Origin of the sequence: Enterobacter sp. JBIWA008, from assembly GCF_019968765.1 — a bacterium.
GTDB lineage: Bacteria > Pseudomonadota > Gammaproteobacteria > Enterobacterales > Enterobacteriaceae > Enterobacter.
This window is the reverse complement of sequence record NZ_CP074149.1, coordinates 4544941-4559293: the sequence shown is the minus strand read 5'-3', so window position 1 is coordinate 4559293 and position 14353 is coordinate 4544941. Positions and strand designations below refer to the sequence as shown.

The window sequence follows — 14353 nt, the reverse complement described above, 5'->3', positions numbered from 1 at the left end:
GCGATGAAAACAAAACTTTCCTGGTTATGTGCAGTGGCAATGGGGATGAATGTTATCCCCGCAACAATGGCTAACGCAGCTCCTGGTAACGCAGCGGCAACGCCTGCACCAACGGTACCTGTCGTCGCGCAAGCAACCGATCCGGTTGTCACCGCGGCACCAGGTCAAACAGAAAATATCACGCCGAACCAGCCAACGGAGGGGAACACCCTACCGGCAGACGGCCAGGTCATCGGGCAGGTAATGCCGGGCGTCCGGGGGGCGAATGCGCCCATCGTCGCGGACAATGCGCCGTCACGGGACGTGAAGCTGACCTTCGCGCAAATTGCACCGCCTCCGGGCAGTATGGTGCTGAGCGGTATCAACCCTAACGGCGGCATTGAGTTTGGCATGCGCAGCGATGAGGTCGTCTCTAATGCGGTGCTGAACCTTGAATACACGCCGTCACCGTCGCTGCTGCCGACAGAGTCTCAACTTAAGGTCTACCTGAATGACGAGCTGATGGACGTTCTGCCGGTCACAAAAGAGCAGCTGGGCAAGAAAACCAAGGCGCAGGTGCCGATCAACCCGCTGTTCATCACCGACTTTAACCGTATCCGTCTGGAGTTTATTGGTCACTACCGTGATGTCTGTGGAAATCCTAACAGAAGCACGCTGTGGATGGACGTTGGGCGTAACTCCTCGCTGCAGCTGACCTACCAGTCGCTGGCCCTGAAAAACGATCTCTCGGCCTTCCCGGTTCCGTTCTTTGATCCGCGTGATAACCGTCCGCTCACGTTGCCGATGGTGTTTGCATCATCTCCGGACGTGACCGAGCAGCTGGCGGCCACCATTGTGGCGTCCTGGTTTGGTTCACGTGCGGGCTGGCGTGGCCAGAGCTTCCCGGCGATGTATGACAAACTGCCGGACAGAAATGCCATTGTGTTTGCGACCAACGCGAAACGCCCGGCCTTCCTGCGCGATCGTCCGGACGTCAAAGCGCCGACCATTGAGATGATAAATCACCCGGAAAACCCGTACGTGAAGCTGCTGGTGGTCTTTGGCCGTGATGATAAAGATCTGGTGCAGGCAGCAAAAGCCATTGCCCAGGGCAACGTCCTTTTCCGTGGCAACAGCGTTGTGGTGGATGAGGTCAAACCGCTGCTGGCGCGTAAACCTTACGATGCGCCAAACTGGGTGCGTACCGACCGTGCGGTGACATTTGGCGAGCTGAAAACCTATGAAGAACAGCTGCAGGCGACGGGGCTTGAACCAGCGCCGATTAGCCTGTCGCTGAATCTGCCGCCGGATTTGTACCTGCTGCGTACCAACGGCATTGATATCAATCTGAACTATCGTTATACCGCGCCAGCGACCAAAGACAGCTCGCGCATGGATATCAGCCTCAACAACCAGTTCCTGCAATCGTTCAGTCTGCAAAGCACGCAGGATAGTAACCGCCTGATGCTTCGCCTGCCGGTGTTGCAGGGGCTGCTGGACGGTAAAACGGATGTCTCCATCCCGGCACTGAAGCTAGGTGCGATAAACCAGCTGCGCTTTGACTTCCAGTACATGAACCCGGTGCCTGGTGGCTCGGTTGAAAACTGCATCACATTCCAGCCCGTACAGAACCACGTCGTGATTGGCGATGAGTCGACCATCGACTTCTCGAAGTACTATCACTTCCTGGCGATGCCGGATCTGCGCGCCTTTGCTAACGCGGGCTTCCCGTTCAGCCGCATGGCCGATCTTTCTGACTCCATTGTGGTGATGCCAAAAGCACCAAGCGAAGAGCAGGTAACGACCCTGCTGGACACCATGGCGACCGTTGGGGGACAAACGGGATTACCGGCGATTAACGTCACGTTGACGGATGATGGCAGCCAGATTCAGAACAAAGACGCTGACATCATGGTGATCGGTACCATCCCGGATAAGCTGAAGGATGACAAACGTATCGATCTGCTGGTGAAAGCGGCCCAGTCCTGGGTTAACACGCCGCTACGCCAGACCGAGTTCCCGAGCATTATGCCGGATATGAACGATCGTCAGGCCAGCGCGCAGACGGCGGTAACGTCTCAGGGGGCAATGGCCGCGGTGGTGGGCTTCCAGTCACCTTATAACGAACAGCGTAGCGTGGTGGCTCTCCTGGCGGACAGCCCGCGCGGGTATGAACTGCTCAATACGGCCATGAACGACAGCGGTAAACGTGCCGCGATGTTTGGTTCCGTGTCGGTGATCCGTGAGTCCGGCGTCAATAGCCTGCGCGTGGGGGATGTGTACTACGTGGGCCATCTGCCGTGGTTCGAACGCCTGTGGTATGCGCTGGCTAACCATCCGGTTCTGCTCGCCATCCTGGCTGCGGTCAGCGTGGTCTTGCTGGCATGGGTGCTGTGGCGTCTGCTGCGAATCATCAGCCGTCGTCGACTGAACCCGGATGAGTAAGATGTGATGAAAGCCTTTCGCTGGTGTGCATTAGCAGCGGTGATGCTGGCGGCGCTTCCTCTTCGCGCCGCCTGTACCTGGCCTGCCTGGGAGCAGTTTAAAAAGGATTACATCAGTGAGGGCGGGCGCGTTATCGATCCCAGCGACACGCGCAAAATAACGACCTCGGAAGGGCAAAGTTACGCCCTGTTCTTTGCCCTGGCGGCGAACGATCGCCGCGCGTTTGACCAGCTGCTGGCCTGGACGCGCGATAATCTTGCCAGCGGTAATCTCAACGACCATCTGCCAGCCTGGCTATGGGGCCAGAAAGATAAAGAGACATGGGCGGTGATTGATACCAACTCCGCCTCTGACGCCGATGTCTGGATCGCCTGGTCTCTGCTCGAAGCGGGTCGGTTGTGGAAACATCCGGACTATACCCACACGGGTAAGGCGCTGCTGAAACGCATTGTCAGTGAGGAAGTGGTTAAAGTCCCGGGGCTCGGCGCAATGCTGCTTCCCGGTAAAGTCGGTTTTGCCGATGAAAACGCCTGGCGTTTTAACCCCAGCTATCTTCCGCCGCAGTTAGCGAGTTATTTCACGCGTTTTGGTACCCCGTGGACCCAGCTTCGTGAAACCAATCAGCGTCTGCTGCTGGAGAGCGCGCCGAAAGGCTTTTCGCCGGACTGGGTGCAGTATCAGAAAAATAAAGGCTGGCGGTTACAGCAGGATAAATCGCTGGTGGGCGGCTATGACGCCATTCGCGTTTATCTCTGGGTGGGAATGATGAGTGATAAAGATCCTCAGAAAGCCCGGCTTCTGACGCGCTTCCAGCCGATGGCGGCAAAGACAATGAAACGGGGTGTGCCGCCGGAGAAAGTGGATGTGGTCACGGGTAAACGCACCGGGAATGGTCCGGTCGGGTTCTCTGCCGCCATGCTGCCGTTTTTACAACAACGTGATTCCCAGGCGGTTCAGCGCCAGCGCGTTGCAGACCATTTTCCCGATAATAATGCCTATTACAGCTACGTGCTGACTCTCTTTGGGCAAGGATGGGATCAGCATCGTTTTCGCTTCACCGCAAAAGGTGAATTAATACCGGATTGGGGCCAGGAATGCGCAAGTTCACAGTAAATCTACTCACTTTATCGCTTGGCCTGGCGCTTATGCCGATGGTTGAGGCCGCCAACTCTCCGCAGCAGAAACAGCTGCTGGAACAGGTTCGGCTGGGCGAATCGACACAGCGTGAGGATTTGGTTCGTCAGTCGCTTTATCGTCTTGAGCTGATTGACCCGAACAACCCTGACGTCATTGCCGCACGCTTTCGCTACCTGCTGCGCCAGGGCGATAACGCCGGCGCGCAAAAAGAGCTGGATCGTCTGAAAGGGATCGCGCCCGGCTCGAGTGCGTACCAGTCATCCCGCAATACGATGCTGCTTTCCACCCCGGATGGCCGCCAGCAGCTCCAGCAGGCGCGATTGCTCGCCACCACGGGACACACGCAGGAGGCGATTGCCGCCTACGACAAGCTGTTTGACGGCAACCCGCCGGGCGGCGACGTGGCGACAGAATACTGGAATGTGGTCGCGAAAGACCCTGCTCGCCGGAATGCGGCCATTAACCAGCTCAAGAAAATAAATACCAGCAGCCCCGGAAATACGCAGCTGCAGGCGACGCTGTCCCAGCTTTTGTTCCAGAGCGGACGCCGTGATGAAGGTTTTGCGGTATTGCAGGAGATGGCTAAATCGACCAACGGGCGCAGCCAGGCGTCTGATATGTGGTATGACCAAATCAAAGGCCAGCCTGCCAGCAGCGCCAGCGTTAGCGCGCTGCAAAAATACCTGAGCGTATTCAGCAGTGGTGATAGCGTCACGGCGGCGCGTGCCCAGCTTGAAGCGCAGCAAAAACAGCTCGCTGACCCGGCGTTCCGCGCGAAAGCGGAAGGGCTGGCGGCAGTGGATGCCGGGCAGGGGAGTAAGGCGGTCGCGGAACTGCAAAAAGCCGTCAGCGCCAACCATGCCGACAGTGAAGCGGTGGGCGCCCTTGGCCAGGCGTACTCCCAGAAAGGCGACCGCGCACGCGCGGTGGCGCAGTTTGAAAAGGCGATTGCTCTCGATCCCCAGAGCGATAACCGGGGTAAATGGGACAGTTTGCTGAAGGTCAACCGTTACTGGCTGCTGATCCAGCAGGGCGATACGGCGCTGAAGGCGAATAACCCTGCGCAGGCGGAGCGTTACTATCAGCAGGCACGCGGTATCGACAATACCGACAGTTATGCCGTGCTGGGGCTGGGAGATGCCGCCGCGGCGCGTAAAGATAACGACGCGGCGGAACGTTATTATCGCCAGGCCCTGCGTATGGACAGCGGCAACAGCAATGCGGTCCGCGGCCTGGCCAATATTTACCGCGCGCAGTCCCCGGAGAAGGCCTCGCAGTTTATCCAGTCTCTCTCCGCCAGCCAGCGCCGGAGCATTGATGATATTGAACGCAGCCTGACCAACGAGCAGCTTTCCGCTCAGGCAGAACAGCTGGAAAATCAGGGGAAATACGGCCAGGCGGCAGAGATTCAGCGTCGTCGTCTGGCGCTCTCTCCCGGCGACGTGTGGATAACCTATCGTCTCTCGCGCGATCTCTACAGCGCGGGTCAGCGCAGCCAGGCGGATACCCTGATGCGTCAGCTTGCCAGCCAGAAACCGTCCGACCCGGATCAGGTCTACGCCAACGGGCTCTATCTTTCCGGAAACGATCAGGATCGCGCCGCGCTGGCGCATCTGGACACGCTGCCGCGCAGCCAGTGGAACGGCAATATTCAGGAGCTTGCCGACCGCCTGCAAAGCAACCAGGTGCTGGAAACCGCCAACCGTCTGCGCGACAGCGGCAAAGAGCAGGAGGCGGAAAACCTTCTGCGTCAGCAGCCGACCTCCACCCGCATCGACCTTACGCTGGCGGACTGGGCGCAGCAGCGTGGCGATCTGGCGTCGGCGAAAGCGGCGTACAGCGCCGTTCTGCAGCGTGAGCCGCAGAACGAAGACGCGATCCTCGGCCTGACCGAGATTTATAGCGCTCAGGGTGACAAAGATGCCGCGCGCGCAGAGCTGGCGAAATTGCCCGCATCGCAAAACGGCCAGCCGCTGTCGCTCAACATGCAGCGCAGGATCGCGATGGCGCAGGCAGGTCTGGGCGATTCCGCTGCCGCAGAACAGACCTTCAACAACATCATTCCGCAGGCTAAATCGCAGCCCGGCTCCATGGAAAACGCGCTGGTGTTACGTGATGCCGCGCGTTTCCAGGCGCAAAACGGGCAGCCTCAGCAGGCGCTGGAAACCTATAAAGATGCGATGGTGTCGTCCGGCATCACGACGACCCGTCCTGCCGACAACGATAGTTTCACCCGTCTGACGCGTAACGATGAAAAAGACGACTGGCTGAAGCGCGGCGTGCGCAGTGATGCCGGTGACTTGTACCGTCAGCAGGATGTTAACGTCACGCTGCAGCACGACTACTGGGGCTCCAGCGGCACGGGCGGCTATTCCGACCTGAAGGCGCATACCACCATGCTGCAGGTGGATGCCCCGCTCTCTGACGGGCGCATGTTCTTCAGAAGCGATCTGGTCAACATGGACGCCGGTTCATTTGATAACAATAACGGGACTTACGATCCAAAATGGGGGACCTGCTACGAAACACCGTGTAGCGGCAACACCCATCAGTCCGACAATGGCGCAAGCGTCGCCGTCGGCTGGCAGAATAAAACCTGGGCGATGGATATTGGCACCACGCCAATGGGCTTTGACGTCGTCGACGTGGTGGGCGGCATCAGCTACAGCAGCGATCTGGGCCCTGTCGGCTATACCGTTAACGCCCATCGCCGCCCCATCTCCAGCTCTCTGCTGGCCTTCGCCGGGCAAAAAGATACCAACACCGGCACCACCTGGGGCGGCGTACGTGCCACCGGTGGCGGCGTAAGCGTGAGCTATGACAAAGGGGAAGCGAACGGCGTCTGGTCAAGCCTGAACGCGGAAACGCTAACGGGTAAAAATGTGGAGGATAACTGGCGCGTCCGCTGGATGACAGGTTACTACTACAAGCTCATTAATAAAAACAACGAGCGCCTGACCGTCGGCGTCTCCAATATGCTCTGGCACTACGATAAAGACCTGAGCGGTTATACCCTGGGTCAGGGCGGCTACTACAGCCCGCAGGAGTATGTCTCCTTCGCACTGCCGGTGACCTGGCGTAAACGTACGGAGAACTGGTCCTGGGAGCTGGGTGGCTCGGTGTCCTGGTCTCACTCCAAAACCAAAGACGAACTGCGCTACCCGATCCAGAATCTGATCCCGACCGATGAGCCAGACCGCTATACCGACCGGGGCGCGATGGAAACCGGCAGCAGTTCCTCAGGCACGGGTTATACCGCGCGGGCCATTATCGAACGCCGCGTAACGTCCAACTGGTTTGTGGGCATGGGCGTGGATATTCAGGAAGCGAAAGACTATACCCCAAGCCATGCGCTGATCTATGTGCGCTACTCTGCTGCAGGCTGGCAGGGCGATATGGACTTACCGCCGCAGCCGCTCATCCCTTATGCGGACTGGTAATCGGATTTTCCTTAATCCATTTGTAAGTCTCTCTTAATAGCGCGGCAATCGGGTATACTCAGGCGCGCCAGGTTTACACCCTGGCGCGCCCTGCGCTTCGAGTTTTGTGGAGAGTCATTTTGCGTGTCAGCCGTTCCTTAACAATCAAACAGATGGCGATGGTCTCTGCCGTCACCATGCTGTTTGTACTGCTTTTCTGCGTAATTCTGCTGTTTCATTCCGTACAGCAGAATCGCTACAACACGGCTTCGCAGTTAGAAAGTATCGCTCGCTCGGTGCGCGGCCCGCTCTCCGCCTCGATCCTGAAAGGGGATATTCCCGAAGCGGAAACCATTTTAAAACGCATTCAGCCTGCCGGCGTCGTTAGCCGCGCCGACGTCGTCTTGCCTAACCAGTTTCAGGCGCTGCGGATGAGCTTTATCCCGGAGCGTCCCGTCCCGATGATGGTGATGCGCCTGTTTGAGCTTCCGGTGCAAATTTCGCTGCCCGTTTATTCACTCGAACGCCCTGCCAATCCGCAGCCGCTGGCGTACCTGGTATTACAGGCGGACTCCTACCGCATGTATAAATTCGTCATGAGCTGGGTGGTTACGTTAGTGACCACTTGCTTACTTATGACGCTTATTCTCAGCGTGGCGCTCACCTGGTGCATTAACCGGCTGATTGTTCATCCGCTGCGCCGTATCGCCCGCGAGCTGAATACGCTTGCGCCGCAGGATCAAATGGGACATCAGCTTGAGCTGCCGCGTCTGCATCATGACGATGAGATAGGTATGCTGGTGCGCAGCTACAACCTCAACCAGCAGCGCATCCAGCGTCAGCAGGATGAGTTAAACAGCAGCGCCACGCGCTTCCCGGTGTCGGAGCTTCCCAATAAAGCCTTCCTGATGGCGATGCTGGAGCAGACCGTTGCCCGTCAGCAAACCACGGCGCTGATGGTTATCGCCTGTGAAACCCTGCAGGACACGGCTGGCGTGCTTCAGGAGAGCCAGCGCGAAATGCTTCTGCTCACCCTGGTGGAAAAGATCAAATCTGTCCTTGCCCCGCGCATGGTACTGACCCAGGTTAGCGGTTACGACCTGGTGGTGATTGCCAACGGCGTAAAAGAGCCCTGGCATGCAATCACGTTAGGTCAGCAAGTACTCACTGTCATTAATGAGCGGTTGCCCATTCAGGGGATCCAGCTTCGTCCAAGCGCCAGTATCGGGATTGCCATGTTCTATGGCGATCTGACCGCGGAACAGCTTTATCGCCGTGCCTTCTCGGCGGCCTTTACCGCCCGGCGCAAAGGGAAAAATCAGATCCAGTTCTTTGACCCGGAGCAGATGGAAAAGGCGCAGCAGCGCCTGACGGAAGAGAGTGACATTCTGACCGCGCTGGATAACCGCCAGTTTGCCCTCTGGCTTCAGCCGCAGGTGGATCTGTTGACGGGAGAGGTAAAAAGCGCCGAGGCCTTGCTGCGTGTGCATCAGCCGGATGGTTCATGGGAGCTGCCGGAAGGGCTGATTGAGCGCATTGAGTCCTGCGGCCTGATGGTTACCGTCGGCTATTGGGTGCTGGAGGAATCCTGCCGTCAGCTTGCCGCCTGGCAGGAGCGCGGCGTGACGCTGCCGCTGTCGGTCAATTTGTCCGCTCTGCAGCTGATGCACCCGACCATGGTTTCAGAGATGCTGGAGCTGATCCATCGTTATCGAATCAAGCCTGATACGTTAACTCTGGAAGTGACGGAAAGCCGACGCATTGACGATCCTAACGACGCAGTCGCCATTCTGAAGCCGCTGCGTAATGCCGGCATTCGCATTGCGCTGGATGATTTTGGCATGGGCTACGCCGGGCTGCGCCAGCTTCAGCACATGAAAACCCTTCCGGTGGATGTGCTCAAAATTGACAAAGCGTTTGTCGACGGTCTGCCGGGCGACAGCAGCATGGTGCAGGCGATTATCCAGGTGGCGCGCAGTCTCAACCTCCGTCTTATTGCCGAAGGGATTGAAACCGAAGCGCAACGCGCCTGGCTGGCAGAGGCGGGCGTGGAGAGCGGGCAGGGCTTCCTTTTTGCCCCTGCTGTACCTTCGGATGTCTTTGAAGAACGATACCTTTCTGGTGCTGACAATAACGCAAAAGTGTAATTTTGTTGCTGGCTTGTGCGAGCCAGCTCAAAGTTCTTAACATTTGTGTTTCAAATTTGAACTGAGTTTATTTCTGTCCTGTTATGTGGGTGTTATTTTAAAGCCGCAGGTTAACCATAACCTTACAAAGCCTGTGGTTTTTCTTTCCAAGGACACCTTATGAAAACCTCACTCTTCAAAAGTCTTTATTTCCAGGTCCTGACAGCCATCGCCATCGGTATTCTGCTGGGTCACTATTACCCTGAACTGGGCGCGCAAATGAAACCGCTTGGCGACGCGTTCGTTAAGCTCATCAAAATGGTCATCGCTCCGGTGATCTTCTGTACCGTCGTGACGGGCATCGCTGGCATGGAAAGCATGAAGGCGGTAGGTCGTACCGGTGCAGTGGCGCTTCTCTATTTTGAAGTGGTCAGTACCCTTGCGCTGATTATCGGTCTGATCATCGTCAACGTGGTGCAGCCGGGCGCGGGGATGAACGTAGACCCGTCAACGCTGGATGCCAAAGCGGTCGCGGTGTATGCCGAGCAGGCGAAGGATCAGGGCGTGGTGGCCTTCCTGCTGGACGTGATACCGGGCAGCGTCATTGGCGCGTTCGCCAGCGGAAACATCCTGCAGGTGCTGCTGTTTGCCGTGATGTTTGGTTTTGCCCTGCACCGTCTGGGCAGCAAAGGCCAGCTTATCTTTAATGTGATCGAAAGCTTCTCGCAGGTGATCTTCGGCATCATCAATATGATCATGCGCCTGGCGCCGATCGGTGCCTTCGGCGCGATGGCCTTCACCATCGGTAAGTATGGCGTCGGTACGCTGGTGCAGCTGGGTCAGCTGATTATCTGCTTCTATATCACCTGTATCCTTTTCGTGGTCGTGGTGCTGGGGTCCATCGCCCGCGCGACAGGTTTCAATATCTTCAAATTTATCCGTTACATCCGCGAAGAGCTGCTGATTGTTCTGGGGACCTCCTCGTCAGAATCGGCGCTGCCGCGTATGCTCGACAAAATGGAAAAGCTGGGCTGCCGTAAATCGGTGGTCGGACTGGTGATCCCGACGGGCTACTCCTTCAACCTGGACGGCACCTCGATATACCTGACGATGGCAGCCGTGTTTATTGCTCAGGCGACCAACAGCCATATGGATATTTTCCATCAGATTACCCTGCTGGTGGTGCTCCTGCTCTCCTCTAAAGGTGCGGCAGGCGTAACGGGCAGCGGCTTTATCGTGCTGGCAGCCACCATTTCCGCAGTAGGTCACCTGCCGGTGGCGGGTCTGGCGTTGATTCTGGGTATTGACCGCTTCATGTCTGAGGCCCGTGCGTTAACCAACCTGGTGGGTAACGGCGTGGCAACGGTAGTGGTGGCGAAATGGGTGAAAGAGCTGGATCACAAAAAGCTCGACGATACTCTGAATAATCGTCCAACTGACAGCAAAAATCCTGGCTTATCCTCTTAATCTTGTCACAAATGCCCGTATTCCCTTGTCGGGATACGGGCTCCTGCGCATAATAACTGTTCGTACCTGTCATAATTCGACAAGATTTTTTTTGGGTATATTTCACTTCTGACCGTGACGTTTTGCCGAACGCGCGGTCTAATCGACGTGTTTTCATCGTCATCTTTAAGAGTGAAGCGCGTCGCGAGGCACTCTTCTTTAACCAGGAATGTTGATCAGGGGTTCACATGCAGGGCACAAAAATTCGACTCTTAACCGGCGGTTTGCTGATGATGGCAGCAGCCAGTTATGTGCAGGCAGATGCGCTCCAGCCAGACCCGGCCTGGCAACAAGGGACATTAGCGAACGGTTTTCAGTGGCAGGTTTTAGCCACTCCGCAACGTCCCAGTGACCGTATAGAAATCCGTCTGTCTATTAATACCGGTTCCCTCACGGAAAGCACTCAGCAAACCGGTTTTAGCCATTTTATTCCCCGGCTGGCGCTCACGCAGAGCGGCAGCCTGCAAGCGGTTCAGGTGCGTTCCCTATGGCAGCAGGCCATCGATCCGAAACGCCCACTCCCTCCGGCTGTGGTCTCGTATGACTACACCATGTTTAACCTGAGCCTGCCTAATAACCGTAACGACCTGCTAAAAGAAGCGCTTACGTATCTCTCTGATGCCTCTGGCAATCTGGCAATTACGCCGGACACCGTCAACTATGCGTTGAGCAACAGTGACATGGTGGCGACCTGGCCTGGGGATACCAAAGAGGGCTGGTGGCGTTACCGCCTGAAGGGCTCAACGTTATTGGGACATGACCCGGCCGAACCGCTGAAACAGCCGGTGGACGCCGAACAGGTAAAATCGTTCTACCAGAAGTGGTACACCCCGGACGCGATGACGCTGATTGTGGTGGGTAACGTGGACAGCCGCGCGGTGGTTGAGCAGATCAACAAAGCGTTTGGTGATTTGAAAGGCAAGCGTGAAACGCCTGCCCCTGTCCCGACGCTCTCTCCGCTGCGTGCTGAGCCTGTCAGCATTATGACGGACACCGTGCGTCAGGATCGCCTCTCCGTCATGTGGGATAACGCCTGGCAGCCAATCCGTGAGTCCGCGGCGATGTTGCGCTACTGGCGTGCCGATCTGGCGCGTGAAGCGCTGTTCTGGCACGTTCAGCAGACGCTGAGCAAGAACAACGTCAAGAATATCGGTCTTGGTTTTGACTGCCGCGTCCTGTTCCAGCGTGCACAATGTGCCATTAACGTTGAATCACCTGGCGATAAGCTGAATGCCAACCTGGGCGTGGTCGCGAAAGAGCTGGCGAAAGTGCGCAAAGAGGGGCTTTCCGAAGAGGAATTCAATGCTCTCGTGGCGCAGAAAAAACTCGAGCTGCAGAAGCTGTTTGCGACCTACGCTCGCGCCGATACCGACATTCTGATAAGCCAGCGTATTCGCTCTCTGCAAAACCAGGTTGTCGACATTGCGCCTGAGCAATATCAGAAGTTGCGCCAGGATTTCCTGAACGGTCTGACCGTCGATATGCTCAATCAGGACCTCCGTCAGCAGCTGTCGCAGGAGATGGCGTTGATCCTTCTGCAGCCGAAGGGCGAGCCGGAATATGACATGAAGGAACTTCAGACGACCTGGGATTCCATTATGGCTACCGCGCCGCAGCCAGCGCAGGCCGCCACGGCTGATGATTTACATCCGGACGCGACGGATATTCCGCAGGGGCAGTAATGCCTAAACATTTCCCTCTCCCTTTGGGAGAGGGTTAGGGTGAGGGCATCAGCCCGCACCTTAATTAAACAGGCATCGCCTCGCGCGGAATAATCGCCCCGCGATACTGAATCACGGTGCTGGCCGTCAGGTGCCCGCGCTGTGCCGCCGCTTCCGGCGTTCCACCCGTCAGACGTACCGCCAGATACCCCGCGCTGAATGAATCACCTGCCGCCGTGGTATCAATCACTTTCTCTTTAGCAAGCTTCACCGCCGGAACGTCAACCAGCGCTTCGCCCGCCACCGCGACCAGGCACGAATCCGCACCGCGCTTAATGACCACTTCGCTCACGCCAGCCGCCTGCGTGCGTGCAATCACCTCTTCAACCGGTTTCTGACCCCATAGGGCGTCTTCATCGTCGAGCGTCAGGAAGGCGATGTCGGTGCACTGCAGCATCTGCTGATAGACCTGCTGCGTCTCTTCGCGGCTGGCCCACAGGCGCGGGCGATAGTTGTTATCGAAAATAACCTTACCGCCGTTGGTACGGCATTTGCGCAGCAGCGAGAGCAGCTTTTCACGGCTGGTGGGGCTTAAAATCGCCAGGCTGATCCCGCTCAGATAGAGATAGTCAAATGTCGCCAGTTCTTCGCAGATTGCCGCGGCCGCGTCGCTCTCCAGCCAGAATTTGGCCGCGGCTTCGTTACGCCAGTAATAAAACGTGCGTTCGCCGGTGCTGTCGGTTTCGATGTAGTAAAGCCCCGGGAGGCGGTTTTCCATACGCTGAATCAGCGACGTTCCAACATGTTCACTCTGCCAGGCCTCCAGCATTTGCTGGCTGAAGCTGTCCGTACCCAGGGCGGTAACGTAGTTCACGGTAAGCGCGTCAGGTGCGACCTGACGGGCAATATAAACGGACGTGTTTAACGTATCGCCACCAAATCCGCGGCTGACTTCAGCGCCTTTTTGTGACAGTTCAATCATGCATTCGCCAATCACGGCAATTTTTTTGGACATAGTCGTGAACCTGAACAGAAGAATTATCAGCAGTGTGCGCTGAGTGAATTAACCGGTCAACTATATTAAAACAACGTTCCATTATTTTATTTGAGCCAGCGCGTGTTCCCGCGCATTTCTGTCATCTTAATTTCATTTTCCCGGTGAATTGAACATAAAGTTCTCAATTGTCGCGCCGATAATCCTGTGACGAGTCCAGAAAGGCTATCCCAACAACAGGACATCTGAAATGAAGTCAGAGCAGGTTATCCAGCGGCTGAGCACTACGCCTGAGGCAAGTATCGAGAACTTGCAGGAGCATCGCTACTGGCTGCAATGCGAGCGTGCGTACACCTATCAGCCGATCTACCGAACAGATGGTCGACTGATGGCAATTGAAATTTTGACCGTCGTTACGCACCCCTCAAACCCTACTCAGCGCATCGCGCCGGATCGCTATTTTGCCGAAGTTGCCGTTCGCCAGCGTCTGGACGTGCTGGAAGAGCAGCTTCGTATGCTGGCGACGAAGCAGCCCTTTTTCGAACAGCACGATATCCTCGCCTCGGTGAACGTCGATGGCCCAACCCTGCTGGCGCTGCGCCAGAACGCGAAATTGCAGGAGCTGATCGCCACCCTGCCGTGGATGCGCTTTGAGCTGGTGGAGCATGTCCGTCTGCCGCAGGATTCCTCGTTTGCTTCGATATGCGAATACGGCCCGCTGTGGCTGGATGACTTTGGCACCGGCATGGCGAACTTCTCCGCCCTGAGTGAAGTACGCTACGACTACATTAAAGTGGCCCGCGACCTGTTCATTATGCTGCGTCAGACCCCGGAAGGACGGAATCTGTTTACGCTGTTATTACAGCTGATGAACCGCTATTGCCAGGGCGTGATTGTTGAAGGCGTGGAAACGCTGGAAGAGTGGCGTGATGTGCAAAACTCTCCCGCAGCGGCGGCGCAAGGCTATTATCTCTCTCGCCCGGTGCCCATGGATCGCCTCGATAGCGTTATAACGACCCTCTGATAAGCCCGCTTCCCTTTGTCTGGACTATAGTTTTACAGAACAGGTCATCAGGAAAGGGGATA

The 14353-nt window shown here is 56.9% G+C and carries 8 protein-coding genes; 7 read left to right on the top strand and 1 reads right to left on the bottom strand.

Annotated features, from left to right (window positions below; translation table 11 throughout):
- Positions 1-3: 3 nt before the first annotated feature.
- The 6 genes from bcsB to KGP24_RS22100 all read left to right on the top strand — a co-directional run bounded on the left by bcsB (position 4) and on the right by KGP24_RS22100 (position 12294).
- Entirely contained in the window at positions 4-2424 is a 2421-nt protein-coding gene (bcsB, locus tag KGP24_RS22125) for a cellulose biosynthesis cyclic di-GMP-binding regulatory protein BcsB (protein ID WP_223561805.1), read from the top strand.
- A 6-nt stretch (positions 2425-2430) separates the two neighbouring features.
- Positions 2431-3537: a cellulose synthase complex periplasmic endoglucanase BcsZ gene (gene bcsZ, locus KGP24_RS22120; protein ID WP_223563554.1), complete on the top strand. Its 1107-nt coding sequence runs from the start codon at positions 2431-2433 to the stop codon at positions 3535-3537.
- Positions 3519-7001 carry a cellulose synthase complex outer membrane protein BcsC gene (gene bcsC / locus KGP24_RS22115; RefSeq protein ID WP_223561804.1) on the top strand — a complete coding sequence of 1161 codons (3483 nt, stop codon included), beginning with the start codon at positions 3519-3521 and terminating at the stop codon, positions 6999-7001. Before bcsZ ends, bcsC begins: the two co-directional genes overlap by 19 nt.
- Before the next feature lie 119 nt (positions 7002-7120).
- The gene (hmsP, locus tag KGP24_RS22110) at positions 7121-9127 is read left to right on the top strand and encodes a biofilm formation regulator HmsP (RefSeq protein WP_223561803.1); all 2007 of its coding nucleotides are present in this window, start codon (positions 7121-7123) and stop codon (positions 9125-9127) included.
- Between the two features lie 159 nt (positions 9128-9286).
- Positions 9287-10573, top strand: a complete 1287-nt coding sequence (locus KGP24_RS22105; RefSeq protein WP_059311445.1) for a dicarboxylate/amino acid:cation symporter — start codon at positions 9287-9289, stop codon at positions 10571-10573.
- A 227-nt stretch (positions 10574-10800) separates the two neighbouring features.
- On the top strand, positions 10801-12294 hold the full coding sequence (locus KGP24_RS22100) for a pitrilysin family protein (protein WP_223561802.1): 1494 nt from the start codon (positions 10801-10803) through the stop codon (positions 12292-12294).
- Positions 12295-12358: 64 nt separating this feature from the next.
- Here the strand turns inward: KGP24_RS22100 and KGP24_RS22095 are convergent, their stop codons facing one another.
- Complete coding sequence (locus tag KGP24_RS22095; protein ID WP_223561801.1) at positions 12359-13288, bottom strand: sugar kinase; 930 nt, start codon at positions 13286-13288, stop codon at positions 12359-12361.
- 229 nt (positions 13289-13517) lie between these two features.
- Here KGP24_RS22095 and pdeH point away from each other — a divergent pair, with 229 nt between their 5' ends.
- Complete coding sequence (gene pdeH, locus KGP24_RS22090) at positions 13518-14291, top strand: cyclic-guanylate-specific phosphodiesterase (protein ID WP_023309584.1); 774 nt, start codon at positions 13518-13520, stop codon at positions 14289-14291.
- Positions 14292-14353 lie beyond the last annotated feature (62 nt).